The sequence below is a fragment of the Herbihabitans rhizosphaerae genome, from assembly GCF_004216555.1.
In the GTDB taxonomy this organism is placed as follows: domain Bacteria; phylum Actinomycetota; class Actinomycetes; order Mycobacteriales; family Pseudonocardiaceae; genus Herbihabitans; species Herbihabitans rhizosphaerae.
Genome location: NZ_SGWQ01000013.1, coordinates 100,471 through 125,978 on the forward strand (window position 1 = coordinate 100,471; position 25,508 = coordinate 125,978).

The 25,508-nt window shown below is 66.9% G+C and carries 23 protein-coding genes; 5 read left to right on the forward strand and 18 right to left on the reverse strand.

Translation table 11 applies throughout. The features are described from left to right. Positions 1 to 37: 37 nt before the first annotated feature. Positions 38 to 793, forward strand: coding sequence for a GNAT family N-acetyltransferase (locus EV193_RS28720; protein ID WP_130348061.1), 756 nt, complete (start codon positions 38 to 40; stop codon positions 791 to 793). Positions 794 to 796: 3 nt separating this feature from the next. Here EV193_RS28720 and EV193_RS28725 read toward each other — a convergent pair whose 3' ends face one another. Next, the gene (locus tag EV193_RS28725) at positions 797 to 1,420 is read right to left on the reverse strand and encodes a hypothetical protein (protein WP_130348062.1); all 624 of its coding nucleotides are present in this window, start codon (positions 1,418 to 1,420) and stop codon (positions 797 to 799) included. Positions 1,421 to 1,448: 28 nt separating this feature from the next. Then, positions 1,449 to 1,940: an RDD family protein gene (locus tag EV193_RS28730; protein ID WP_242613745.1), complete on the reverse strand. Its 492-nt coding sequence runs from the start codon at positions 1,938 to 1,940 to the stop codon at positions 1,449 to 1,451. A 250-nt stretch (positions 1,941 to 2,190) separates the two neighbouring features. On the opposite strand from EV193_RS28730, the gene glnA reads away from it, so the two are divergent. After that, a complete protein-coding gene (gene glnA, locus EV193_RS28735) occupies positions 2,191 to 3,615 on the forward strand; it encodes a type I glutamate--ammonia ligase (protein ID WP_130348064.1) in 1,425 nt (474 codons plus the stop codon). A 52-nt stretch (positions 3,616 to 3,667) separates the two neighbouring features. Here the strand turns inward: glnA and EV193_RS28740 are convergent, their stop codons facing one another. Then, entirely contained in the window at positions 3,668 to 4,411 is a 744-nt protein-coding gene (locus EV193_RS28740; protein WP_130348065.1) for a TetR/AcrR family transcriptional regulator, read from the reverse strand. A gap of 94 nt (positions 4,412 to 4,505) precedes the next feature. Between EV193_RS28740 and EV193_RS28745 the strand changes: the two genes are divergently transcribed. Together EV193_RS28745 and EV193_RS28750 are read left to right on the forward strand one after the other, a co-directional pair. Further along, positions 4,506 to 6,068, forward strand: a complete 1,563-nt coding sequence (locus EV193_RS28745; RefSeq protein WP_130348066.1) for a carboxylesterase/lipase family protein — start codon at positions 4,506 to 4,508, stop codon at positions 6,066 to 6,068. Between the two features lie 73 nt (positions 6,069 to 6,141). Continuing rightward, on the forward strand, positions 6,142 to 7,671 hold the full coding sequence (locus EV193_RS28750) for an alpha/beta hydrolase (protein ID WP_130348067.1): 1,530 nt from the start codon (positions 6,142 to 6,144) through the stop codon (positions 7,669 to 7,671). A gap of 50 nt (positions 7,672 to 7,721) precedes the next feature. Here EV193_RS28750 and EV193_RS28755 read toward each other — a convergent pair whose 3' ends face one another. The 11 genes from EV193_RS28755 to EV193_RS28805 form a co-directional block, all read right to left on the reverse strand. Beyond that, positions 7,722 to 8,540: an ABC transporter ATP-binding protein gene (locus tag EV193_RS28755; RefSeq protein ID WP_130348068.1), complete on the reverse strand. Its 819-nt coding sequence runs from the start codon at positions 8,538 to 8,540 to the stop codon at positions 7,722 to 7,724. Then, the gene (locus EV193_RS28760; protein ID WP_242613754.1) at positions 8,540 to 9,511 is read right to left on the reverse strand and encodes a FecCD family ABC transporter permease; all 972 of its coding nucleotides are present in this window, start codon (positions 9,509 to 9,511) and stop codon (positions 8,540 to 8,542) included. The genes EV193_RS28755 and EV193_RS28760 overlap by 1 nt, the downstream gene beginning before the upstream one ends. 152 nt (positions 9,512 to 9,663) lie before the next feature. Next, complete coding sequence (locus EV193_RS28765; protein ID WP_207222847.1) at positions 9,664 to 10,713, reverse strand: ABC transporter substrate-binding protein; 1,050 nt, start codon at positions 10,711 to 10,713, stop codon at positions 9,664 to 9,666. 86 nt (positions 10,714 to 10,799) lie between these two features. Continuing rightward, positions 10,800 to 11,786 (reverse strand): ABC transporter substrate-binding protein, encoded by a 987-nt coding sequence (locus EV193_RS28770; RefSeq protein WP_165401539.1) that lies wholly within the window; start codon positions 11,784 to 11,786, stop codon positions 10,800 to 10,802. Positions 11,787 to 11,802: 16 nt separating this feature from the next. Next, complete coding sequence (locus EV193_RS28775; protein ID WP_130348071.1) at positions 11,803 to 12,969, reverse strand: aminotransferase; 1,167 nt, start codon at positions 12,967 to 12,969, stop codon at positions 11,803 to 11,805. Positions 12,970 to 13,012: 43 nt separating this feature from the next. Further along, complete coding sequence (locus EV193_RS28780) at positions 13,013 to 14,104, reverse strand: aminotransferase class I/II-fold pyridoxal phosphate-dependent enzyme (protein ID WP_207222848.1); 1,092 nt, start codon at positions 14,102 to 14,104, stop codon at positions 13,013 to 13,015. A gap of 114 nt (positions 14,105 to 14,218) precedes the next feature. Next, entirely contained in the window at positions 14,219 to 15,244 is a 1,026-nt protein-coding gene (locus tag EV193_RS28785) for a PLP-dependent cysteine synthase family protein (protein ID WP_242613746.1), read from the reverse strand. 31 nt (positions 15,245 to 15,275) lie between these two features. Next, positions 15,276 to 16,466: a histidinol-phosphate transaminase gene (gene hisC, locus EV193_RS28790; RefSeq protein WP_242613747.1), complete on the reverse strand. Its 1,191-nt coding sequence runs from the start codon at positions 16,464 to 16,466 to the stop codon at positions 15,276 to 15,278. A 5-nt stretch (positions 16,467 to 16,471) separates the two neighbouring features. Continuing rightward, positions 16,472 to 17,884, reverse strand: a complete 1,413-nt coding sequence (locus EV193_RS28795) for an MATE family efflux transporter (protein ID WP_207222849.1) — start codon at positions 17,882 to 17,884, stop codon at positions 16,472 to 16,474. After that, entirely contained in the window at positions 17,881 to 18,879 is a 999-nt protein-coding gene (locus EV193_RS28800) for an ornithine cyclodeaminase (RefSeq protein ID WP_130348074.1), read from the reverse strand. Before EV193_RS28800 ends, EV193_RS28795 begins: the two co-directional genes overlap by 4 nt. Positions 18,880 to 18,911: 32 nt before the next feature. Beyond that, complete coding sequence (locus EV193_RS28805; RefSeq protein WP_207222850.1) at positions 18,912 to 20,294, reverse strand: alanine racemase; 1,383 nt, start codon at positions 20,292 to 20,294, stop codon at positions 18,912 to 18,914. A gap of 577 nt (positions 20,295 to 20,871) precedes the next feature. On the opposite strand from EV193_RS28805, the gene EV193_RS28810 reads away from it, so the two are divergent. Beyond that, complete coding sequence (locus tag EV193_RS28810; RefSeq protein WP_242613748.1) at positions 20,872 to 21,690, forward strand: S1 family peptidase; 819 nt, start codon at positions 20,872 to 20,874, stop codon at positions 21,688 to 21,690. 67 nt (positions 21,691 to 21,757) lie between these two features. On the opposite strand, the gene EV193_RS28815 is transcribed toward EV193_RS28810, so the two are convergent. The 4 genes from EV193_RS28815 to EV193_RS28830 form a co-directional block, all read right to left on the reverse strand. Further along, entirely contained in the window at positions 21,758 to 22,084 is a 327-nt protein-coding gene (locus EV193_RS28815) for a putative quinol monooxygenase (RefSeq protein ID WP_130348075.1), read from the reverse strand. After that, the gene (locus tag EV193_RS28820; protein WP_130348076.1) at positions 22,081 to 23,088 is read right to left on the reverse strand and encodes an aldose 1-epimerase family protein; all 1,008 of its coding nucleotides are present in this window, start codon (positions 23,086 to 23,088) and stop codon (positions 22,081 to 22,083) included. The genes EV193_RS28815 and EV193_RS28820 overlap by 4 nt, the downstream gene beginning before the upstream one ends. Then, complete coding sequence (locus EV193_RS28825; protein ID WP_207222851.1) at positions 23,085 to 24,839, reverse strand: glycoside hydrolase family 2 protein; 1,755 nt, start codon at positions 24,837 to 24,839, stop codon at positions 23,085 to 23,087. Before EV193_RS28825 ends, EV193_RS28820 begins: the two co-directional genes overlap by 4 nt. Positions 24,840 to 24,971: 132 nt before the next feature. Further along, positions 24,972 to 25,460 (reverse strand): AAA family ATPase, encoded by a 489-nt coding sequence (locus EV193_RS28830; RefSeq protein WP_242613749.1) that lies wholly within the window; start codon positions 25,458 to 25,460, stop codon positions 24,972 to 24,974. Positions 25,461 to 25,508: the final 48 nt, after the last annotated feature.

Genomic DNA, 25,508 nt, shown 5'->3' on the forward strand with positions numbered 1-25,508 from the left:
GGCGCGTCACGGGATCGCGCGCGTAGCGTCGCGGCTCGTGCCTGATTCCCTCGACGCCGTCGTGCGTATCGCCGCCGCCCAGTTGATCGGCGTCGGCAAGGACCGCGACGTCGTGCCGGCCGGCCCGTTCACCGGGTTGCTCGTGCGCGACCGGCCCGCGTTCCTGTCCTACGCCGTCGCGGCCTCGCCCGGCGCCCCGGTCGACGGCGACGTCACCGAGTCGCTGGCCACGCTGACCGCCGCGTTCTCCCCCGCGCCCGTGCGCTTCGAGCTGATCGACGAGGCGTCCCCCGGCGCGGTCGACGTGCTGACCTCGGCCGGCGCACGTGTCGTCGGCCGCTACCCGTTGCTCACCCTTGACGTCGCGGAGATGGTCGAACCCGTTGTGCCGCAAGGGGTCGACGTGCACAGAGCGACCACGAAGCAGCACGCGATCGACGGGCAGACCGTGGTCAACGCCGCCTACGGCGCGACCATGGACGAGAACCCGGATGCCCCAGGCGACCCGGTGGACGGCGGCTGCGTACTTGCCACGGTCGACGGCCGGCCGGCGGCGACCGCGTTCTGGACCCCGGTGGTCGACGGTGTCACCGAGGTCGCCGGCGTGGGGACCGTGCCGGAGTTCCGCAACCGCGGCCTCGGCACCCTGGTCAGCGCGCACGCCGTACGGGAAGCCGCGACGGCCGGCGCCACCCTCGTCTGGCTGACCCCCGGCGACGACGGCGCGGACCGGATCTACCGGCGAATCGGCTTCTCCCCCACCGCCAACGCCGTGCACCTGGAGTCGAACTGACGATCAGGTGTCCTCTCGCGCGCTGCGACCTTCCTCCAGCCCGCGAACCACGGCAGCGCCGTACTCGACCACGAGCGCGCAGTACTTCGATACCTGGTCGTGGCACTTCCGCCAGCGGCGATCACGCCCGGCACGGCGCGCACGTTCGAGTTCCTCCAGGAAGTAGTGCCGGTAGTTCACAACCTTGCGCAGGTTGTTCTTGAGCCCCCAACGCCCGTGATCACGGAGAAAGTCGCGCAGCAGCGACTCCGCGCTGTGCATCGTCTCGACGAGATCCTTCAGATCCGGTGGAATCGGGTATCCGACGCGCCTGCGCGCACGTTTACCCGCATTGCTCACCACGACCGCGAGGACGCACAACGCGATCGCGCCGGCGAATCCGTAGCCGATGAGCGGCCGATCACCGGTGTCGTCCTCGACCACCATGGCCAGTGCCGGGACGATCGCCAGCAACAGGATGATCTTGCCCAACACATGCAGCCGGCGCGGTCCGCGCCCGTCGTACTCGAGGTTCTCCTCCAATGCCGGCACGACGAGCGTGGCCTCTTCGGTCCACGGCTCACCGGCTCGCCACAACAAAGGTGTAGTACCCGGCCCGGACGGCGGGCCATCATTCTCCCCAGTCATGGGGAAATCGTCCCAGGCGGCAGTACAACTAGCGCAGGTGCACCACGATCGTGCCGGCGGCGCGGTCGTGCCACCCTCGGCCGTCCCAGTTGATCAGCACCGCGGGCACGATCAGCGCGCTGAGCACCGTGCGCGGAATCGCGCGCACCAGGCCCACCATCGCGGCGCCGTCCATTCTGATCACCCGAATGCCGAGCAGCCCCATGCCCGGGGTGAACCCGAACGTGGCCACCATGCCGACGGTGATCACCGACCAGGTGAGCACGCTCCACCAGTTGTGCGCGGTCATGCTCGCCGGGTCGCCGAAGTTCGGGTGGGTGACGATCCCGGTCAGCAGGGACGCGACGATCAGGTCGACGATCAGCGCGCCGCCGCGCCGGGCGACCGAGGCGACCGCACCCGGCCCGTCCTGGGGAAGGCCGAGCCGCTCGCCGGGCCACTTCTGCTTGTCGGGATCGCCGGCGTCCTCGTTCAGCGCCGCCCGCGGCCCGGACAGCCACGACCCAGTCACTCTGCTCACCCCTCCAGAGTAAGGGCGCTCACGCTGCGGCCGGTACACAGCCGCCGAATGTCCGATTCGGGCGCTCGTTAACACCGGCGAAACATTCGGGTGATGGTCGGGCAACACCGCACTCATAGCTTCATGACGCATCGCGGAGCGACGGGTGGCGGAAGCCGTGTGGCGGAAGCCGTCTGACTGGGGCAGTGTCCCACCTGTCCCCACAGCGACACCACGACGGCCACCGACCCGAGAAAAGGAGCCTACGAGCGTGTTCAACTCTCCCGACGAGGTACTGAAGTTCATCTCCGACGAAGAGGTGAAGTTCGTCGACGTCCGGTTCTGCGACCTGCCGGGCATCATGCAGCACTTCACCGTGCCGGCGGAGGCCTTCGACGGCAGCGTGTTCGAGGACGGCCTGGCGTTCGACGGCTCCTCGGTGCGCGGCTTCCAGGAGATCCACGAGTCGGACATGCTGCTGCTGCCCGACCCGTACACCGCGCGCCTCGACCCGTTCCGGATCGAGCGGACGCTGATCCTCAACTTCTTCGTGCACGACCCGTTCACCCGCGAGCCGTACAGCCGCGACCCGCGCAACATCGCGCGCAAGGCCGAGCAGTACATCACCGAGTCGGGCATCGCCGATCTGGCGTACTTCGGCCCCGAGGCGGAGTTCTACACGTTCGACTCGGTGCGCTTCGACTCCGCGGAGAACGGCTCCTTCCACGAGATCGACTCCGTCGAGGGCTGGTGGAACACCGGCACCGACGAAGAGGGCGGCAACCGCGGCTACAAGACGAAGTTCAAGGGCGGCTACTTCCCCGTGCCGCCGGTGGACCACTTCGCCGACCTGCGCGACCAGATGGTGCTGAACCTGCAGGGCTCCGGGTTCACCGTGGAGCGCGCGCACCACGAGGTCGGCACCGCGGGCCAGGCCGAGATCAACTACCGGTTCAACACGCTGCTGCACGCCGCCGACGACCTGCAGCTGTTCAAGTACATCGTGAAGAACACCGCGTGGCAGGCCGGCAAGACCGCGACCTTCATGCCGAAGCCGCTGTTCGGCGACAACGGTTCCGGCATGCACTGCCACCAGTCGCTGTGGAAGGACGGCGCGCCGCTGTTCTACGACGAGTCGGGCTACGCCGGGCTGAGCGACACCGCGCGGCACTACATCGGCGGCATCCTGGCGCACGCGCCGTCGCTGCTCGCCTTCACCAACCCGACGGTCAACTCGTACCACCGCCTGGTGCCGGGCTTCGAGGCGCCGGTGTCGCTGGTCTACTCGCAGCGCAACCGGTCGGCGTGCGTGCGCATCCCGATCACCGGCGACAACCCGAAGGCCAAGCGGGTCGAGTTCCGCTGCCCGGACAGCTCGGGCAACCCGTACCTGGCGTTCTCGGCGATGCTGATGGCCGGCCTCGACGGCGTGAAGAACAAGATCGAGCCGCCGACGCCGATCGACAAGGACCTCTACGAGCTGCCGCCCGAGGAGCTCAAGGACGTGCAGCAGGTCCCCGCGTCGCTGCCGGAGGTGCTGACCAGCCTGGAGGAGGACCACGACTTCCTGCTCGAGGGCGGCGTGTTCACCTCGGACGTGATCGAGACCTGGGTCGACTTCAAGCGCGAGCACGAGATCGACCCGCTGCGCCTGCGCCCGCACCCGTTCGAGTTCGCGCTGTACTACGACGTCTGATCCGACAGCGGGTCTGACAGGGCCGGTTCCGCCACGTGCGGGACCGGCCCTGTCATGTCACGAAGAGCCGGTCGAGGTGGTAGTCGAGGACGGCGTGGGTGGCCTCGGTCGTGCGCCGGCCGTGCAGGAGATCGCTGCCGAGGCCGACGGCGCACGACATCAGCATCTCGGCTTCGCGTTCCGGGTCGGCCGCGCTCCCGTCGTGTTGGGCGCGTTCGATCAAGGTGGCCACGAACCGTTCGAGGTCGCGGTCGTTCTGCTGGAACACCTTCGCGAGTTCGGGGTCCACCAGGCTGTAGGCGTAGTAGGCGGCCAGCACCCGCCACGCGACACGGCGGGGCTCGTCCAGCGGAAGGAATTCCTCGAGGATTCCGCGCAGCACGGCACGCGGGTCGGTCAGGTCGGTGGTGATCCGGGTCTGCGCGCGCTGCTCGTTGTCCGCGTGCAGCAGCCGAAGCGCTTCGACCAGCAGGGCGTGCTTGCCGCCGAAGTGGTACTGCACGACGCGGACCGAGACGCCGGCCTCGGTGGCGACCTCGCGCATGCTGGCCGCGTGCAGACCGCGCGTCGCGGCGATCCGCCACACCGCCTCGGCGATCTGCCGGCGGCGTGCCCGGGCGGCGGTTATCGCCGACCCGCGAGGCGGGCGAGCCGGCCGCGATCGCGTCGATTCGCGGCGGTGGCGGTACGCCTTGGCCTGGCAGGCACGCGAGCAGTAGACGCGGCGCCGCCCACGCCCGGCGGCGGGCAGTCGGGCGCCACAGAGCCGGCAGGCGGTCCCCGTTTCGTCACGCACGATCGTCAGTGTATCCCTGCCCAGTCGTGACGTAATGGTGTTAACCGTTGCGGCTCAAGGCAAAAAGGGCCGACGTCGTTGATACGTTCGTGGCGTGACGATTCGATTGGCGACGCTCGCGCTGTCGGTGTTCCTCCTGGTGGGCGGGAGCGTCCACGCCACGGCGAAACAGGACGGGCCGGTCGCCCGCACCTCCGCGGGGCTGGTCCGAGGCACGGACGACGGTCCGGTGCGGCGGTTCGAGGGCATTCCGTACGCGGCCGCGCCGGTCGGCGCCCTGCGCTGGGCCGCACCCGCACCGCCCACCCCGTGGTCGGGCGTGCGCGACGCACGCCGACCCGGCGCGATCTGCCAGCAGCCGGCCGAGGGAAACCCGCCGGGAACGGCGATCAACGAGGACTGTCTGTTTCTCAACGTGACGGCTCCGGCCCGCGCGCACCGATTGCCCGTCCTGGTCTGGATTCACGGTGGCGGGTTCATCGGCGGCTCCGGCAGCGAATACGGAATCACCCGGCCGGCGACGGTCGGAAACATGGTCGTGGTGACGATCAACTACCGCCTGGGCATTTTCGGCACCTTTCCGCATCCGCGACTCGGCAATTCGGGCGCTTTCGGTCTCCAGGACCAACAAGCGGCGTTGCGGTGGGTGCGACACAACGCCGCCGCGTTCGGTGGTGATCCACGAAATGTCACGGTGGCCGGGGAATCCGCGGGTGGCATGAGCATCTGCTCGCAGTTGACCTCGCCGTCGGCGGTCGGCCTGTTCGACCGGGCGATCATCGCCAGCGGCTCGTGCGCGATGACCCATCCGCGCAACGCTTTCGCGCCCGGCTCGGCACCGGTGGGGACCTGGCAGCCGGTGGACAAGCTCAGGCCGGCGGTCGCGGACGCCGGCGCCAGGCTCGGCTGTCCCGATCCGCGCACCGCCTTGTCCTGCCTCCGGGACAAGCGGCCCGAGGCGGTCATGAAAGAGAACGGGCCGCTTTTTCAATTCGTCACCTACGGGACCGATGTCCTGCCGATCGAACCGGCGGTCGCACTCCGAGAGGGGTGGCACCTCCGGGTACCGGTCATGCAGGGAAACACACGCGACGAGCACGCCCGGATTGTCGTCGACGGTTATACCGACCAGCCCATGGACGATCGCCGGTACAAAGAACTGCTGGTCTCCAGTTTCGGAATCGACAAGGGCGGAAAGGCGCACGAGGCCTACCCGTTGAAAGCGTTCACGACACCATTGTCCGCCCTCAATCGGGTCTTCACCGACAACGACTGGATCTGCCCGTCGGTGACCAGCAACCGGCACTACGCCCGATTCCGGCCGACCTACGGCTTCGTGTTCGACGATCCCACCGCACCGATCATGGACGGCGGCGCGCCACTGCCTCCCTCGGTCACTCCGGCGACCGTGCACGGCTCGGACGTGCCGTACACCTTCGACTGGCCGACCGCCACGCCGTCCCAACGGCGACTCAGCGATCACATGATCCGCTACTGGGCGAACTTCGCCCGCACCGGCGATCCCAACGGCCCCGGCCTGTCCTACTGGCCTCCGGTCACCGCCGGCCGCGGCACCCGGGCGCAACTCCTGGCCCCCGACGCCATCCGGCCGATCGACATGAACACGTCCCACCACTGCGACCTCTGGTCACCGTGAACCAATTCGGTGTCTCCGCGAACCCCCGTAACATGATCACCAGGCGGGGTGCGCTGAGAGGAATCACCGAACAATGGCTGATCAGAAGACTCGACGACGGGCGCGCGCCTGGCTCGCCGTCGGTGTCGTACTCGGCATCGGGGTGACCACGGCGGGGGCGATCGGCGCCTCCGCGGAGTCGACGCCGAACGCCGTGCCGTCGATCGACTGGACCCCGTGTGGCGACGCGATCGAGTGCGCCACCGTCCAGGCCCCGCTGGACTACACCCGCCCGTTCGGCGAAACGGTGTCGCTCAAGGTGACCCGCAGGAAGGCGACCGACCCGGCGCGTCGGATCGGCACGCTGTTCGTCAACCCCGGCGGTCCGGGCGGCTCGGCCTCCGGCCTGGTGAACGCCGTGGCCAAACGGGACACCACCGGTGAGACCGGTGCGCGGTTCGACATCATCGGCATGGACCCGCGCGGCGTCGGCGGCAGTACGCCCACTATCCGCTGCGTGGCCACGAACGACTACGCGGCACAGTGGGCCGAGGCCACCGCGGTGGCGGCGGACGGGCAGTTCAAGCGCGCCGTCTCGCAGGCGCGCTCCTACGACAAGGCGTGCGCGGACAACACCGGCCGGCTGCTGCCGCACCTCGGTACCGCCAATGTCGCCAGGGACATGGACCTGGTGCGCGCGGCACTCGGCGAGGAGAAGATCTCCTACCTCGGCCTGTCCTACGGCACCTACATCGGCACGGTCTACGCCAACATGTTCCCGCATCGGGTGCGTGCCGCGATGCTCGACGGCGGCTACGACCCGCGGCGCTACGCCAGCGACCCGTATCCCAACGACATGGTGCAGTACCACGCCGTCGAGAAGTCGCTGAACCGGTTCCTGGACTGGTGCGCCTCCGACGCGGCCAAGTGCGGGTTCGGCGCCGGCCGCCCCGCCGAGGCGTTCCGCGCGCTGCAGGCCGACCTCGACGCGAACCCGTTGCGGGATCCGTCCGGTGGCGTGATCGCCAACGGCGCGACCACGACCTTCGCCGTGGTCAGCTACGTCAACCGGGGCACCTCCGGCTGGGTCCCGCTCGGCGCGGCGCTGGCGAAGGCGCAGGCCAGGGACGGCAGCAGTGATCTGCTCGCGCCGATCGGCGACGGCGACACGAACTTCTACGCCGCCAACGTCGCGGTGGAGTGCAACGACCGCGTGTTCCCCGGCAGCCTCGCCGACGCCGAGGGCACACTGGCCGAGGAGGCGAAGGCCGGGCCGCTGCTCGGCAACACGATCGCCTACGGACCGCCGAACTACGACCACGGTCACGCGCTGGCGTGCCTGCAGTGGCCGGCCGAGCGCAAGAGCCGCTACGACGGGCGGTACGACGCGCGCACCGAGACGCCGATCCTGGTGGTGGGCACGACGCACGACCCGGACACTCCGTACCAGGACTCGGTGGCCCTGTCGAAGTCGCTGGGCAACGCGCGGCTGCTGACCTTCGACGGTGACGGGCACACCGGATTCGGGCGCAGCAAGTGCGCACTGAGCGCGGAGTTCACGTACCTGCTCGAGCTCAAACTGCCCGACGTCGAGGTCTGCAAGGACAATCCCCCGCCCGCCTGACGATCAGCACCACGCCGCGGCGGGGAGCCCAGCCAAGGGCCTCCCCGCCGTCACGTGTCCGCACTGACCGGCGGTGTGCCGATGCCGGAGTTCGTGCGTTTCCTGGCGCTGCGATAGGTGATGCGGATCGTTCCGGTGGTCGGTTCGTGATCGATGAGGGCGTCGACGTCGTACACGGTCCTCACCAGGTCCGGGGTGAGGACCACGGACGGTCGTCCCGCCGCGGCGACGCGTCCGTGGTCGAGAACCACGAGATGGTCGCAGTACTGGGCTGCGAGGTTGAGGTCGTGTAGTGCGATGACGCAGGTGACGCCGAGAGAACGCAGCAGTTCGAGCAAGTCGAGCTGGTGACGGATGTCGAGATGATTCGTGGGCTCGTCCAACAGAATCTCGCGTGGTTGCTGAGCCAGGGCGCGGGCCAGCTGGGCGCGTTGTTTCTCGCCGCCGGAGAGCGTGTGCCAGCTCCGGTGCTGTTTGTCCGCGACGTCGGCCTGTTCCAGCGCGGAGTCGATGATCTGCTCGTCGGCGTCGGTGAGTGCGTCGAATCGGCCGCGGAAAGGGGTACGGCCGAGTTCGACAACCTGGCGAACGGTGAGGGTGTCGCTGGTGGAGATGTCCTGTTCGACCACGGCGAGCCGCCGGGCGAGGGTGCGGCGGGCGAAGTCGCGCAGATCCGTGTCGTCGTAGTGGACGGTGCCGGCATCGGGTCGGCGCAACCCCGCCAGCAGTCGCAGCAGGGTGGTCTTGCCCGAACCGTTGGGGCCGAGCAGGCCGACGACCTGCCCGTCGTGGGCATCCAGGTCGACGCTGTCGAGCAGGCGGCTTTGTTTGACAGACCACGAGATCCCGACCGCCGCGATGTGCCCCATCAGGAGTTCACTCGCCGCAGGACCAGTGCGAACGCGGGGGCGCCGAGGAGCGCGGTGATCACTCCCACGGGCAACTCGTTCGGCGCGAAGGCGGTACGAGCGAACGTGTCGATCCAGATGAGGAAGACGGCGCCGACGAGGGCGGTGACGGGAAGCAGGGTGCGGTGCATGGAGCCGGCCACGATGCGTACCGCATGGGGAACGAGCAGGCCGATGAAGCCGATCGCACCGGATGCGGCCACGGCGGCGGCGGTGATCGCGGCGGTGAGGACCAGCAGCCAGACACGTGCGGCACGAACGTTGATGCCGAGCGCGGCCGCCGAGTCCCATCCGAACGTGAACGCGTCAAGCGCGGGGGCGAAGAACTGGATCGCGACGACGCCGACCAGGATGAGCACGGCCGTGACCCCGACCAGCTGCCAGCGGGCCCCGGCGAGGGATCCGAGAAGCCAGTAGGTGAAACCGCGGGTGGAGTTCGCATCACCGTTGATCATGAGGATGACCGAGGTGATCGCGGCGAAGAACTGGGAGACGAGCACGCCGGTGAGGACGACGCGTGCGGGGTTGGCGACGCGACCGCCGCCGATCAGCACGAGCAACACCCCGAAGGAGATCAGCGCGCCCGCGAACGCACCGGTCGACAGCGAGAGGCTGCCCCCGCCGATGCCCAGCAGGAGCACGGCGACGGCGCCGGTCGACGCGCCGGAGGACACGCCGAGCAGGTAAGGATCCGCCAACGGGTTCCGGGTGACCGACTGCAGGACGGCGCCCGCGACGGTCAGCGCCATTCCGACCGCGCCCGCCAGCAGGACACGCGGCACACGCGACTCCCAGATCAGGGCGTCCAGCAGCCTCGGCAACGGCTCGGTCGGGGCGATCGCACCCAATCCGACATGTCGCAGAATCGTGGAAATGACGTCGAGCGGGCCGATGTTCGCGGTTCCGAACAACGTCGCGGAAACGATCGTCACGAACAACGCGGCGGTGGCCAGAGCGCCAAGAGCCATCGGTGGAATACGCCAGGGCCGTCTCGCTCCCGATCCGAGACTCGCGGGCGGTCCCGCGGCCCGCTCGGTGGGCGGGATCTGTGCGGTCACGGCGCCGCTGGACCGCTCATTCGAGGTCAACGAAGCCCTCGCTGAACGAGTTCGACGAGCCCTTTGGCGAGTGCGGGAACCGCGTAGGCGCTGCCATAGCTCGGATCCATGTAGCGCCCAGGAATAATGACGAACCGATCATTCGCCACGGCTTCGAGCTTGCTGGTGAGCGGATCTTTCTTGAGAAGGTCGATTTTCTCCTTCGCCGTGTCACCAGGCTCTCCTCGGGTGAGATCGGCGATGACGATGACGTCCGGGTCACGGGCCGCGACGCTGTCCCAACTCACCTCGGGCCACTTTGTCGACGCGTCGTCGAAGACGTTCTTCACCCCGACCATCTCGGACACGTGCTGGGGCAACCCGCCGGTACCGGCGGCCCAGGGCTTACCGCCGAATGTGGAGTAAAACCACATCACGGTCAGCGGGTCCTTGGCCGCCTTGATTCCTTTCGCCGTCTCAAGGCCGCTGTTGATCACGGCCTGCTGCTCGGCGATCAGCTTGTTGCCGGCGGCGGGAACGTCGAAAATCCTGGCCAGGTTGCGGTATTCGTCGAAGAGCAATTCGAACCGGGCACCTGCCACGGACTGGTGATAGACGCAGTCGAACTCGGTGAGATAGGTCGGGACGCCCAAGCCGTGCAGGACATCGCGCTCCCCGGACTGAGCCGGGGTGAAGAAGCTCGCGAAGGAAGCGTAGGCGAAATCGGGCTGCGCCTGCAACAGGGCCTCGTGCTTGATTTCCTGCCCGTGCGCGGAAAGTTTCGGGATCTTCTGGTACTCGCCGGCGATCTCGGGCGGAATCTGGTCTATCTCATACCCAGTCCCGACGATCCTGCCGCCCACCCCGAGATGGATGAGGATCTCCGCCGCGGCCTGGTTCATCGTCACCACTCGTCGAGGGGTGGCCCCGTAAGTCACCTTTTTGCCGCAGTTCTCCACTGTAAGCGGGTACTTCGTCACCCCCTCACCAGCCGATACCGGCCGCGCTCCGGCGTCGTTCGACGCGGCACCGCATCCAGCCAGGACCGCACCCACGGACAGCGCCGCGAGCACGGCGGCGATCTTGCGCAAGGTCATGGCCATACCCCTCGATCTCGTCTAACGAGAATGACAATCATTACTATCTTAGAGAGGGACGCAGCCGAGGCAAGGGGCAGGCGCGGTCAGCCCAGCCGCTGAAGACCGTCCTTGATCTCCCGGAGCGCGTTCACGCTGCCCACGGTGGGATCGAGTTCGAGCCCCGGCACCGTGATGAAGCGGTTCTCGCGGACGGCCGTCAGTTGCGATATCACGGGATGCTCGCGCAAGATCTCGATCTTCTGGGCCGCCTTGTCACCGCGGAGACCGCGATCGGGCAGGTCCGCCAGCACGATGACCGATGGATTGCGTGCGGCGATCTCCTCCCAACCGACCTCCGCCCAGTCTCCGCCGAGGTCCTCGAAAGCGTTGGGCGCCCGCAGAATTCGGCTCATGTCCTGGGGCATCCCGCTGTTGCCGGCCACATACGGCAGCCCGTCGTTGTACACCGAGTAGAGGTATACGACGCGCGGCTGGGTTCGCCGCGCCGCACTGGCGGACTGCGCGTCCGCGATGACCTTCCGCTGTCGACGGGTCAGCTCCGCCGCACGGTCCGCGACGCCGAAGATCTTCCCGTAGTTGTCGTAATCGACGAGGAGCCGGTCGAACGGCGTGGTGTCGGGCAAGAATTGTGGGCAGTCCACCGCACTCGCGTACGACGCGACGCCCAACTCCGCCAGTTCCTGCCGAGTCCCCACACCGTCTCGGCTGAAGTCCGAGGTCACCGCGCTGGCCACGAAATCGGGATTCGCCGCGCGCAGTTGCTCGGCGGTGAGGTTCTTCGGGTTGAGCAGCCGGAGTCGTTCGTAGTCGGCCCGAAACTCCGGTGCGACCGGCCCTATCTGCAACGCGGTTCCCGCGATTCGATCTCGCAAACCGAGCGCCAGCAGGATCTCCGTGGTCTCCTGATCCGCGGCGACCGCGCGCGCCGGCGGGTGTTCGACACGAATACTCGTCCCGCAATTCTCGATGAGCACGCCGCCGCGCGCTTCCGCCTGATTGGTATCCACGCAGCCGGCCGTCGCGACGACCAGAGCGAGCACGGGCACCAGGGCGAAACCGCGACGGGACACTGCGACTCCCCTTTGGCTAGGCGATCGACCGTGAAAACGCTTCGAGTCGCCGCGCGAGATCATCCACGGCATCCCGGTCGCAATTGCCGACGCTCACCCGGATCATGTTGTGGTCGCACGGCAGGAACGCGGTTCCCGGCATGACGATGGCGTCGAATCGAATCGCCAGCTCGCGGACGACCTGCGCGGTCGGCCGGTCGGCGAAAGGGTGCCGAATCCACGCGAAGAAGCCACCACAGGACAGCGCCTCGAATCCGCCCGGCCGCTGGGCCATGACCTGCCTGAACCAGGATCGGCGCGACGCGATGTCCCGAGATCTCTCGATCCGCCATTCCCGTGCGTGGCGCAACCCCGCCAACACCGCTTCCTGACCTATTCGCGGAGCGCACACGGCGACACAATCGAGCAGCTTCGCGATCTCCTGGTTGAGCTCCGGCGAACCGACGACCGCCCCCACCCGATAACCGGGCAACGCCAGCTCCTTGGAGAACGAATGCAGACTAACCACCGTGTCGAGCCATCCCGGCTCACGGAAGAGCCGGTGGGCCGGATCATCGACGTCCCGAAAGGACCGGTACGTCTCGTCCAGCACGAGTGCGATTCCCCGTTTCCTCGCGGCCATGGCGAACAGCCGGATCTCCTCGGGCGGCACCGTGATTCCCGTGGGATTGCCCGGCGTCACCAGGACGACGGCCCTGGTCCGATCGGTGACCAGCGCCTCGATCGCCTCCGCACGCGGCACCAGGTTTTCGTCGGGCTCCAGGTACACCGGGGTGATTCCGTTGAGCTTGAGCCACATGTCGTGGTTGAAGTAGTACGGCAACGGCACGATGACCTCGCTCCCCGGCTCGGCCAACGCGCTGATCGTCAGACAGAAAGCCTGGTTGCATCCCGCCGTGATGACGACATTGTCAGGGGTGACCGCTCCGCCGTAGTCGCGATTGATCTCGGCGGCGTAGGCCGCCCGCAGCGACGGCATACCCGGCACCTCGGTGTACGCACTCCCCTCCGTACTCCGTGCCGTGCGAACGATGTGCTCGCGCACCACGGGCGCGGGCGGATACGACGGTGCCGCCTGAGCGAGATCGAGTTGGGCTCTTCGGGGTCGGTGACCCCGAAGAGCCGCATACACCGCCGTAATGGGCGAGCCCTCGACCTCGAGCGTGTGTGAACGGAATCGCAACGGTCTTTCCGCTCCTCACTCGATGGACCGGCGAGCCGGACGGCTACGCCAATTCTGCGAAAGTACTGGCCAGCGTGCGAGCCGCGGCCTCGACCGCGTCGGACGGCCGGGCGAGCGACACCCGAATCAATCGCAGGCCCTCCTCCGGATTCGCCCAGTGGAACGGTGGGCACGGGAGCACGTGCACTCCCCTGCCGACCATCTCTCGATACAACTTCGCCGAGTCCGGGCCGCCCGCCGGGAGCTGAATACGCGCGACACTGATCTCCGACTTCGGGTCGGCCAATTCGAGGCCGACCCTGCCGATCTCGTCGGAGACGATTCGCCGATTCCGTTCGACGAGCGCGCGAGCGCTCTCGAATCCGCCAGCCGCCCAGTCTCGCGCGAGTTCTCGCACCAGCAGCAGAACGGCCGGCGACGCCGACAACAGCGACTCGGCGAAAGCCGCTTCGATCGCCGCCGCGTGCCTCTCGGAGAACACGAGCATGCCGATCTTCATCTCGTGCATCGGCCACAACTTGCCGGTGTCCTCGAAGGTGATCCAATCGACCCCGGCGGCGTCGAGGATCGCGTACGTGTCGTACTGCGCCGATCGCACCTGCCCGCGGAACGCCGCGTCGACGATCACGGTCTGTCCCGCACGGGCGGCGTGTTCGGCCAGTGAGCGGAGATGATCCGGCGGCGTGACCAGGCCGGTCGGATTGTTCGGATGGGTAATCGCGATGACGTCGACCGCCGACGGCCACCGCTGCTCCATCAGGTCGGCCTCGGACAGCGCCGTCAACGACAGCCCGCGGGTCCGGAACAGATCCGCGATGTTGTCGAACGTCGGATGCAGCAGCGCGACCTTCGTACCGACCGGCAGTGCCCTGGCGACGATGTCCGTTGCCAGCGTCGACGAGTAACAGCTCAGGATCCGCCCGGTGCCGACCGGCGCCGTGTGCTGGCCGATCGTGTCGAAGAAAACACGATGAGCCTCGGTCTCGATGTCCGCGAACCGGCGCCGGGACGCTTCGTGGAATAAGGTCGGGAATTGCTCGATGACCTCCGCCTGCTCATTGCTCAGCGCGAGCCGCGCATGGCCATCGGTGAGGTTGAGGCCGCCATTGATATCGGTGAGAGCGGCAACCTCCATCTTCGTAAGGTTGTCAATTTTCATCATGCTGACACACTTCCACTTCAATAGCAGAAATTGATATGCCGAACCGGCAATCGCACCGCCCTTACCCCCCGACTGCAGAATTCCCGGTCAGTTCTGTCGATCTTTCTTGCCCAGCATGGACGCCAACTTCTCCACCACGTCCGTGCTGTGCAGTCCGGTGGACGTCATCCAGTCGTCGTCGAAGACCGTGTCCAGATACTTCTCGCCGCCGTCGCAGACCAGGACGACGATGTTGGTCGAGGGATCCACCGACTGTGCCTGTTCGAGCGCCTTGTAGATCACACCGCCGGCCGAGCCGCCCACGAGAATCCCGTAGTTGCGTGCCAGGTAGCGACACGTCTCGAATGCCTCCGAGTCGCTGACCTTGATGCCCTCGTCGATCAGGTCGTAGTCGACCAGATCGCCGATTTCCGATCCCTCCGGTGACCCCGTCCCGGACTGGTAGTACGGCGCGCCGACCCCTCCGAACGCGATGGACCCGACCGGCTCGACACCGATGATCTTGAGATCCGGAATGCGTTTCCGAAGAGCGCGCCCGGCCCCGCACAGGGAGCCTCCGGTGCCCACCGCGCCGTAGAGAAAATGGAGATCGTCGTCGAGCGCCTGGTGCAGTTCCTCGGCGAGCGCCAGGTAGCCGTTCGGATTCCCGGGATTGGCATGCTGCTCGGTCCAGTAGGCGCCGTGCTCGATGGCGAGCTTCTCGGCGGTGGCATCGCGTTCCGCGGTGACCAGGGCCTCGTCCTCGCCGCCGACGTTGATCAGCTCCGCTCCGTACGCCCGCATCGCACGCAGCTTGTCCATACTCGAATGATTGTCCACGACCGCGCTGAACCGATATCCACGTTCGGCCGCGATGACCGCGAGGCCGAGGCCGGTATTGCCGGACGTCGATTCGACGAGCCACCCTCCGGCCTTGAGGAGCCCCGACTCCTCCGCCTCGTCCACCATCTGGCGGGCCATGCGGATTTTCGCGGTCCCGGTGGGGTTGAACTGCTCGAGCTTCAATATGACATTGCCAGCTCCCTCGATGCCGTCCAATCTGAGCATTGGCGTGCTGCCGATCAGTTCAGAAATCTTGTTCTTTATCACGGCCCCCATCTCCCCTGGATACATGTGGTGCCCGCCCCTGAGCCCGCATCCCCTGTCAGGGATACGTCGACGGCCGATCGCCGTTGGACCGGCCGAGTGCACAGATTTCGAGCAGTCTGCGCACGAAGACATCGTTCTCCTCCGGCAAGGAAAGCGACGCCCGAATAAAGCCCTCGTAGCCCGGCTCTCGCCATGGTTTGACGATGATTCCCGATCGGAGCAACTGCTCGGCCACGACGACAGCGGATTGTTCCGTGTCGATGAACAGAAAATTGGATGCCGACGGCGCGACCCGGAAGCCGGCGGCGCGGAGTGCTTTCGTGATTCTCGTGCGCTCCAGTCCGGTCCGCCGGACGGTTTCGGCCAGATGCGCCTGATCGTCCAGTGCCGCGACGGCGGCGTCCTGAGCGACCTGATTGACGTTGTACGGAGTACGCACCCGGTTGAGCGCGTCGACCAATCTCGCGTCGGACGCGATGCCGTATCCCACCCGAAGTCCGGCGAGGCCGTACGCTTTCGAGAACGTTCTCAGCACGATCCACGGACGGCTCAGCCCGCGCAGCACCTCGAGGCCGTCGGGATACGACGGATTCGACATCGCGTATTCGTGGTACGCGTCGTCCAGGACCACCAACGCCGTCTCCGGCGTCGCGTCCAGAATGGTGTCCAACTGCTCCCGGTCGAGAATCACCCCGGTCGGGTTGGACGGACTCGCGATGAAGACGATCTTCGGATCTGCCGCCAACGCCCGCAGCCACCCGGCGGTGTCGAAGCCGAAATCAGCGGTGAACGGAACCTTGTCGACGCGCGCCCCCATCATGCGCGGAAATATCTCGTGCAGGCTGAAACACGGCGCCTGAATGGTCACGATGTCGCCGGCGCCGAGGAGCGCCGGACTGAGCAGCTCGAGAATGTTCTCCGAGCCGTTCCCGAGGATGACGTGCTCGGTCGACACCGCCAGCTTGTCGCCGATCGCCTCGGCAAGACGTTTGCCCATGGGGTCCGGATACCGCGCGACGCCCGCCGCCAGTCGCCGCCGCACGGCTTCCACGACTCCCGCCGAGACGCCGTAAGGGCTCTCGTTGTTGGAGAGCTTGATGATGCGTGTCGGGCCGTAGCTGCGCGACACCTCGTCGGGGTCGGCACCGGGGTCGTAGGCCGGGAGACCGGCGACCTCGGGCCGAACCAGTGATTCCATCGCGGAAGGATGCTCTCCGGCTCTTTCCGCCTGCCCCTCGATCTGCACCTGTCTCATGATTTGCTCGATTCCAGCGCGACGGTGTCCGAAGCCTTCTGCTTCAAACGGTTGACGCGTACCAGGAATGCGACGACGAGCATTCCCGCCGTGGTGGCAAGCCCGATGGTCTGCCCCACCCAAACCCCTTGAACACCCTGCCCCGCCGCCACTCCGAGCAGGTAACTGACCGGCAATCCCACGAGCCAGTAACCGACGAGCGAGATTCGAAACGGCCCGACGGCGTCTCCGACACCGCGGAGGATGCCGTTTCCGATGTTCTGGCTGGCATCGAATACCTGCAGCACGGTCGCGATCAGCAGACCTGAGGCGGTCAAGGCCAGAATGGCCGCGTTGCCCTCGTGGTCGGCGGAAAGGAACAGCGACACGATGGCATCCGGCACCACCAGGTAGGGAATGGCGACAACCAGCATCGCCAGCACGCCGAGCGCCAGACCCAGGATGCCCAGCCGCCGTGCCTTCACGTAGTCGCCGACGCCGTGCGCCTCGCTGATGTGCACGGACGCGGCGTGCGAGAATCCCGCGGAGATCATGAACACGATGTAGATGATCTGGTTGAGCAGGGTCTGCGCCGCGAGAGCTTCCGTTCCCAGTGTTCCGATCAGCAGCGTCAGGACGCTGAAGAACCCGGCCTCGGAGGCGTACGTTCCCGATATCGGTAGGCCGAGTTTCCACACCGACTTCACGGCGTCCCCCGACCAGCGAAGTTCCGATCGGGAAAGGTAGGGGCTGAAACTCCGATTCTTGACGATCACGAGCAGGAACATCAGGAACGAGAGGGTGAACACGGTGGTGGTCGCGATCGCCACGCCGACGAAACCGAACGCGGGGAGCCCGAGCTTGCCGTAGATCAGCACGTAGTTCAGGCCGATCGTCGCGGCGATCGATACCAGCGTGATGGCCAGCAGCGGACCGGGACGCTTGAGGCCGGTGGTGAAGTGCCGCAATGTCTGGAACCACAGGCAAGGCACCATCCCGGGAGCCAATACCGTGAGGAACTGGCCGCTCTTCTCCACCACCTCGGGCTCCTGCCCCAGCCACAGGAGAACCGGACCGATCAGCAGCAGCACCACGGCGAAAACGATTCCGCTGACCGTCGCCCAGAAGAATCCGGCGACCAACAGATCACGAATACGCTGGACGTCGTTTCGGACGTGCGCCTCGGCCACCAGATTGCTCACGCCGGTGACCAGCCCCGTGCCCATCGTGCGCAACTGGTTGAACAGGACGATGGCGAGACCCGCTGCGGCGATCTCGGTGGCACCGAGCCGGCCGAGCATCACGATGTCCACGGTGGTGAGCGCGACGTGGGCGAAGTTGGTCAGAATCAGCGGAAAGGCGAGCGCGAGAAGAGACCTCGAATTGACGATCCACCAACCGGCCGTCGTGCCGCCACTCGACTTGATCACCAGAACCGTACCCTCGATCCACGTCCGGCCGTGAGCGCCAGATCCGCCACATATCGCCCGAGTGCCGCGTCCGTGACCGCCATTCCGCTGTTGTAGGCGAAAACGACGTCCGTGGCGTCCTTTCTGGCCGGGGTGTGCCCCAAAAGGATGTCCGGCAACTCCGCGTCGACCGGCGGCAGACTGCCGTCCTCGGCGCGCAGGTCGTCGCAGGTGGCGCGCATTTGTTCGGCGTCGGTCGCGATTCGGTATTCGGACCCGTGGAGCACATCCGCGTGCACGCCATAGCCGAGCAGGACGGCGATCGCACCCGGCTTCATCCAGTCGCGTCGCACCTCCTGCTTCGCGGACAGGCCGGACACGCCGAGCACGATGTCCGCTTCCGCGGCGGCCTTGGGCACGTCGTCGACGAATTCGACATCGCGATCAGGATGGCTGTCCGTGACGCTCTTTCGGACGGCTCGCAACCCCTCCTCGTAGGTTCCGTAGACCCTCAGCCGCTCCAGATTGGGCAAGGCCGCCAGCAGCATCGGCAGCGCCATCTGCCCCTGGACTCCGGTGCCCATGACCAACGCGCTCCGCGCGTCCGGACACACCGCGCGCGCCATGAGCGCCGACGTGGCAGAGGATCGGAGCGGCCCCAGCTTGACGACGTCCATCAACGCGATCGGCCTGCCGGTGGTGTCGTCGCAGAGAAAGATGAACGAGTGGAAGCCGTAGCTGTCACGGGTGCGCTGCGGATCGAACTCGTAGACGGCCTTGAAGCAGACGGTGTCGCTGTCTCCGTCCAGGGCGACCATCGAGTAGCTGAGTGACCGCTCGTCCGCACCCTCGACGATGGTCTTGACGGGGTTTCTCGAGCCGCCGTTTCGCACCGCCTTGTACGCCTGCTCGACGATCTTGAGCACCTGCGGGTAGCTGATTTCCAGATCCTCGAGCTCGGACTGGGGCAACAGCCACAGCTCTCCTGGCGACGCATAGCCTGCCGGCTGATTCATGCTGTCCAACATCTCCTTCGGTCGGTGCTGGCTCAAATACCGTCCAGACGCCATTTCGGCTGATTCCCTTCTTCACCGAGCCGCACGACCACCTTCTGCGGTATCGGCATCTCGTGGAAGGGCGACTCGTTGGAATCCATCTGATATCCGGCGGTGTTCAGGTAGACGAGCTGATCGCCGGGCTCGACGACCCGAGGAAATCCGATCTTGCGCCACGTCAGCATGTCGCTTTCCAGGCACGTCGATCCCGCGACACTGGCGTGGAATTCGCGGTTGCCCACCGGCTCGGACGCGATCAGTACCGGATCCGGCAGGTACTCGCTGTTGAACCACTGCTCGGACAGGCTGAAACTACTGCCGTGGACCGTGACGATGGCGTATCCGTCACTTTCCCGCCGGTCGTCCACCTGCTGCACGCCAAATATGGTGAAACCCGCCTGGTCCAGCAATGCCCGGCCGGGCTCGACAAGAAATCCGATGTCATTCCGAGACGCCTTGCTCATGAGCGTTTCATCGGCATCCACGGGATGTTTCATGATGTCCCGCAGGGCCAGATCCGCGGGCCGTTCCGTACCGTATGGATAGAACCCGTCGAACGATTTGCCCATGTGGTAATGATCCGGAGCGTCTTGCCGCAGGAAGCCGTCCCAGGTCGCCGGGTCGACGTATCGCAGCGGCAGGCCGCCGCCGATGTCGACAAGCCGGCAGTGCGCCAGGCCCCGTGCCCGCGCCACGACGCAATGCTCGATCATCTCGTTCGCCGCGTGCGCGCGTTCCTGGGTGGAGTATCCAGTGAGGTGGAAGGAGAACCCTTCCAGGCGAACGGATTCGGGTGCGTCAGCGCACAGCGAGACGGCCTCGTTCCGCTCGGCGGCGGCCATTCCGAATCGGCTCCGACTCTGTGCGTCCACGCGGCAGCGCAGCAGCACTCGGGCAGGCTTTCGCATGCCGCGCGCCGATTCGCTCAACCGTCGCAGCTCGGACAGGGAGTCGATCGCCACCAGGCATCCGTGTTGAAGTGCGACCGAGTGAAGTGCCGAGTCCTTCTCCGGACCGGAGATACCGATTCGCTCCCCCGGGATCCCACCAGCGAGCGCCTTGGCCAACTCCGGTGCGCTCGCGACGTCGATTCCTATGCCGAGCCGAGCGGACGACCTGACGAAGCAATCCGCCTTGTTCGCCTTCTTCGCGAAGAGTATTCCGGCGTCGATGCCGAGCTCGGCGACCGTGCCCCGCATGCGCCTGACATTCTCTTCGAAGATCTCCGGCAGCAGTACGTGCAGCGGTGAGCCAAGACCGTTGGCCAAATCGGCCAGCAGATCCGCCTGCTTGCTCAGCAGGTGCGAAACGCCGGGATGCCGAAGAGCCGTCAAAGGAAATGGCTTCGTCGAAGCGCCGCCCTGGTCAAACATCATGAGCACCCTTCCCGACTGGTGAATAGATGCCATTCAACGACAGCCAGCCGCACCTGGCCAAAGATGGTTCTCATCAATTCGCTGCGCCCCAGCAGCAGCTACCCCAGAAGTGCGGCCCAAGTGCCCCAGTAGTGCGCCACACTCAACCTAGCAACGTTGTTACAACGAGATTAGCCCGACTTTTCAAGGCTGTCAAAATATATCTGAAATATATCTGAATGCACATATCGCCACGTCGCAATATGTTTACCTTAATTGATCTTCATATTGGTTATACACGTGACAGGCAATATGAGCAATCAATTCGGCATATGGCCTACGCCGGCCGGACACCGCTCGACGCTCCACGGTGGCGCTTGTCCGCCAGGTTCGGAAGCCGCCCTGGCCTCGACCACCCGGAACCAACGCCTCCGCACGCCGTCGAGGACGAAGAATCTGTTTCAGATCCCCCACCCTGACGTAAGGGTTGCCGTCGAATCCCGCCGTGCGGGATTAATTGCGACTTTCGTCGCTGTCAACGGTCGCGTTCGGATGCTTGGCTCACGGGGTCATTTCCACTCGATTGAAGGGAGCTACCGTGGCGAAATCCCTGCGCCGCGTCGCGACCGCGATCGGTGCCCTGGCGGGCATCGGCGCCCTCGCGATCGGCTTCGCCCCGATCTCCAACGCTCAACCGTCCCAGCCCGCCGGCCCGCTGATCGTCGGCGGATCACCGGCCGACATCAAGGACTTCCCGTCCACCGTGGCGCTGCACCGCGACGGCGGGGCCTGGTGCGGCGGCACGGTCGCCGCACCGACCAAGGTGATCACCGCGGCCCACTGCCTCAAGGGCTTCGAGAACAGCAAGTGGACCGTGATCACCGGCCGCACCAACGTCAAGGACACCTCGACCGGTGCCGAGGTGAACGTCAAGTCGTTCTGGTTGCACCCCAACTACAAGGACGTCACCCAGGGCGACGACGTCGCGGTGCTGACCCTGGAGAAGGCGGTCGAGGCGCCGGCGGTCAAGTTCGCCAAGGCCGGCGACGAGAAGCTGTACGCGCCGGGCACCACGAGCACCGTGGTCGGCTGGGGCCGCACCAAGGAGGGTGGCCAGGGCTCCGACTCCCTGCTCAAGGTGGACGTCCCGGTCGTGGCGGACGACACCTGTGCCGCCTCTTACCAGGAGTACGACAAGAACTCGATGGTCTGCGCCGGATTCCCCGAGGGCGGCAAGGACTCCTGCCAGGGTGACTCCGGCGGGCCGCAGTACGTCAACGGCACGCTGATCGGCATCGTCTCCTGGGGCGAGGGTTGCGCCCGGCCGGACAAGTACGGCCTGTACACCCGGGTGATCACCTACGCCGGTGAGATCCAGAAGCAACTCGACGCAACGGGCACCCCCGCACGCCGGTAGTTCTTCCGAGGGAGGTGCCGCGTCGGACACAACTCCGGCGCGGCACCTCTTGGCGCGACGGGCTGAGTCAGCGCTCGACGGCCAACTCGCCGAGCAGCGACCAGTCGTCCTGGGGAATCGTGAAGTTCACGATTCGCGGTGTCTCGGCGAGGTAGGGCGGCAGCGTGCTCTGCGCTGTCTTGAAATGGTCCGACTGGACGTGCGCGGCACCGGCGTCGTCATCGCGGAACGCCTCGGTCAGCACGTACTCGTTGGGGTCGTCGACACTGCGCGCCCAGTCGTACCAGAGACACCCCGGCTCGGCGCGGGTCGCCTCGGTGAACTCGCGGCTGATCTCGGGCCAGTTGTCGGCGTGCTCCGGCAGGACGCGGAACTTCGCGGTAATGAAGATCATGCGCCCATCGTGCGGTAGCCGAACGAGCCGCGCCAGCGTTCACCCGGTTCGAGTACGACCAGCCCGTCACCGGTGTTGAAACAGTTCGGCGCGCAGCTCACCGGTTCGACGGTGATACCCGAGCGCGGCGGGTGCCCGTCCGGCCCGTCGTCGGTATAGACCTGCAGGTAGCCGTAGCCGCGGTCCATCCACATCTCCACGTTCCGGCCACCCGGGCGTCCGAAGTGGACGGACGCCACCCCGCGCGCGTTACGGCGCAAACCGGTGAACGCGGTGTCCATGAGGGTGTCGCCGATCCGCCTTCGCGTGCGGAAGTCGTACGGCGTGCCGGCGACCGGCGCCGTGCCGGTCGGGATGAGCCGGTCGTTCACCAGGTAGTGCGTGTCCGCGCCCAGCTCCAGTTCCATCGAGTCGATCGTGCCGCTCGCCGCCCGGACGTAGGTGTGGTTGGCCGTGCCGAAGGGTGCCGGCGAATCGCCCGTGTTACGCGCGGTCAGGGTGCTGCGCAGGCCGTCCGGCCCGAGCGAGAACTCGATCTGGAAGGCCAGCTCGAACGGATAGCCGTAGTGCGGGTACTGCCGGATCCGCAGCACGACGTGGTCGCGCTCGTGCCGCACCGGCTCCCACTCGGTGAAGCTGAGCAGGCCGTGCAGCGCCGTGTCCCGCTCGATCTCGTTGATCGGCACCTGGTGCTCGACCCCGCCGAACGTGTACCGGCCGTGGTCGATGCGGTTGGGCCACGGCAGGATCGTCTTGCCCTGGTAGCCCTCGCCCATCTCGTCGGCGGGATGGGTGAGCAGCAGTTCCTCGCCGCCGGCCCGGTAGGACAGCAGCGTGGCCGCGACGCCGGCGATCACCGCGTGCTGATCACCGTGGCGCAGCTCGTACACCCGGCCGCTGGCGGTGTGACGCTCACCCGGTTGGGCGCTCGCCGTGCCGCCCACCGTCATGGCGGCACCGGCCGCCAGTGCTCCGCCGATCGCCGTGCGCCTGCTCAGTCTCATGGTGTCCCCGCTTCGATCGCCGCACGATTGTGTTGCGCCACAACGGAAAGGTCCGGCTTCATCACCCGCCGGTCATAGGTGAGGAACCCGTTCACCTCGTTCTCCACATCGGTGGTCTGGGTGTAGATCGCGCCGGACAGGCCGTTGCTCTCGATCACCTTGACCAGGTCCTCACTGACCTCGACGTAGCGCCGGGTCAGCTGCTCCGGGCTGTCGGTCATCTCGTAGGCCTGCGGCCGACCCGGCCACACGTGCCCGTCCACCACCAGGCCGAGCCCGCCGTACTCACCGTCCACAATGGACCGTGCGTCCTTCACCACAGGGCGGCCGGGCCCGACGTAGGTGTGGTCGTCGTACACGTCGCCGGCACCCGAGTCGGGGTGTGAGTGGCAGCAGTTGACGCCACTGTTGGCGTTCACGTGCCGGGTCGGGTCGAGCGCCTTCACATGCGCGGCGATCCGCGCCGTGTCGTACTCGCCCCAGCCCTCGTTGAACGGAACCCAGCCGATGATCGAGGTGACACTGCGGAGCTGGTTGATCATGGCGTCCAGCTCGGTCTCGAAGTGCCGCTGCGCCTCCGGCACGGGCGGCGCCTGCGGGCCGGGCGGATTGTCCAGCAGCACGGGCAACGACGGCATGTCCTGCCACACAAGCAATCCGAGCCGATCGGCCCAGTAGTACCAGCGCGCCGGTTCCACCTTCACGTGCTTGCGCACGAAGTTGAAGCCCAGCTCCTTGGTCTTCTCCAGGTCGAAGCGCAGCGCGTCGTCGGTCGGCGCGGTGTAGATCCCGTCCGGCCAGTAACCCTGGTCGAGTGGGCCGTGCAGGAAGGTGATCTTGCCGTTCACCGCGATCCTCGGCCGGCCGGCCGCGTCGCGCACGGTCGACACCGTGCGCAGGCCGGCGTAGCCGCCGACCTCGTCGCCCGCCTTGCCGGTCTGGTCGAGCAGCCGCACGGTGATGTCGTAGAGGTACGGGTCCTCCGGCGTCCACAGGTGCGGATCGGGCACGGCCAGCCAGATCGGCCGCCCCGGCTCGCCCTGCGCGCGGGCCACCTCGGCGCCGCCCGGCGCGCGCACGATCACCTCGGCACGCTCGCCGGTCGCACCGGAAACCCTTGGTGTGACGGAGAATCCGGTCAGCTCCGGCGTGATGTCCACTGTGGACACATGCGCGGCCGGCACGGGCTCCAGCCACACCGTCTGCCAGATCCCGGACGCGCCGGTGTACAGGATGCCGCCGGGGTCGTTGCGCTGCTTGCCGACCGGGTAGGTGTTGATCTCGTTGCGGTCCTCGGCGCGCACCACGATCTCCTGCGGGCCGCCGGCACGCAGCGCGTCGGTCACGTCGGCGCTGAACGCGGTGTAGCCACCCTCGTGCGTGGCGACCTGCTGGTTGTTCACCCATACGGTGGCCACCTGGTCCACCGCGCCGAAGTGCAGCAGCACGCGCTGGCCGCGCCAGTCCGGCGGCACCTCGAACGTGCGGCGGTACCACATCCGGTCGTCGTGCCGGCCGATCCCGGACAGCGCGGACTCCGGCGGGTACGGCACGAGGATCTGCTCGCCGTACCGATCGGGGCGCTTCTGGCCGCGGGTCGTGTACTCCCACAGGCCGTTCAGGTTCTGCCACTTCGGACGGGTGAGCTGCGGGCGCGGGTACTCGGGCAGCGCGTTGTCCGGGTTGACCTGCGAGGTCCACGGCGTGGTGAGCGCGGGCGCGGCCGGCTCGGCGTGTGCTGGTGTGGTCATCGAAACCATGATCGCAGCGAGCAGGGGGACGACGGCTAAGGACGCGATGCGGACCATGTGTCCCACACGACCATGTGGCCGAGTCACCGTCATCCGTCCGTTCGGGTGAACTTCACACACGCTCGGTCAAGATCACGCCAAGTCTTCACGGGCAGTGAGCGCGGCGAGTCGATCGACGACCTCGTGCAGCGGCGCGCGGGTGTCGATCTCCACGGTGGCGAACTCCCGCAGCAGCGGCTCGACCTCGGCGGTGTCGGCCGCGATCGCGGCGCGCTGCTCGGCGGTCCGGCCGAACGGGTTTTCCCGCGCGGCGACCCGCTCGAGCATGATCTCCAGCGGCGCGGTCAGCAGCACGATCTCGGCGAACCTCGGGTAGAACACGCTCTGGTTCCACACCGTGCCGGCGACGAACAGCGGCTCGCCCGATCGCTCGTGCCCGGTCAGCAGCGCGTCGATCCGCTCCTCGCGCCACTGCGGCTCCAGCCCGCCGCCGGGCAGCGGAAGCTCGGCGATCCAGTCGCCCACGTCGGTATCGACGCATCGGAAACCCTTGCGCGCCAACAGGTCCAACGCCGCCGATTTGCCCGCACCGGACATGCCGGTCACCAAGATCGCCACCACCCACCGATCGTAGGGCTCACGAGCGGCGCGCCTCCCGGACCATCAGCC

What these genes read in the sequence shown, in the direction of transcription:
- EV193_RS28825 (WP_207222851.1), bottom strand. Translation starts at nt 24,839, where the DNA reads ATGACCACACCAGCACACGCCGAGCCGGCCGCGCCCGCGCTCACCACG.
- EV193_RS28750 (WP_130348067.1), top strand. Translation starts at nt 6,142, where the DNA reads ATGGCTGATCAGAAGACTCGACGACGGGCGCGCGCCTGGCTCGCCGTC.
- EV193_RS28800 (WP_130348074.1), bottom strand. Translation starts at nt 18,879, where the DNA reads ATGAATCAGCCGGCAGGCTATGCGTCGCCAGGAGAGCTGTGGCTGTTG.
- EV193_RS28780 (WP_207222848.1), bottom strand. Translation starts at nt 14,104, where the DNA reads ATGGAGGTTGCCGCTCTCACCGATATCAATGGCGGCCTCAACCTCACC.
- EV193_RS28755 (WP_130348068.1), bottom strand. Translation starts at nt 8,540, where the DNA reads ATGGGGCACATCGCGGCGGTCGGGATCTCGTGGTCTGTCAAACAAAGC.
- EV193_RS28785 (WP_242613746.1), bottom strand. Translation starts at nt 15,244, where the DNA reads ATGTATCCAGGGGAGATGGGGGCCGTGATAAAGAACAAGATTTCTGAA.
- EV193_RS28725 (WP_130348062.1), bottom strand. Translation starts at nt 1,420, where the DNA reads ATGACTGGGGAGAATGATGGCCCGCCGTCCGGGCCGGGTACTACACCT.
- EV193_RS28815 (WP_130348075.1), bottom strand. Translation starts at nt 22,084, where the DNA reads ATGATCTTCATTACCGCGAAGTTCCGCGTCCTGCCGGAGCACGCCGAC.
- EV193_RS28820 (WP_130348076.1), bottom strand. Translation starts at nt 23,088, where the DNA reads ATGAGACTGAGCAGGCGCACGGCGATCGGCGGAGCACTGGCGGCCGGT.
- EV193_RS28805 (WP_207222850.1), bottom strand. Translation starts at nt 20,294, where the DNA reads ATGATGTTTGACCAGGGCGGCGCTTCGACGAAGCCATTTCCTTTGACG.
- EV193_RS28765 (WP_207222847.1), bottom strand. Translation starts at nt 10,713, where the DNA reads ATGACCTTGCGCAAGATCGCCGCCGTGCTCGCGGCGCTGTCCGTGGGT.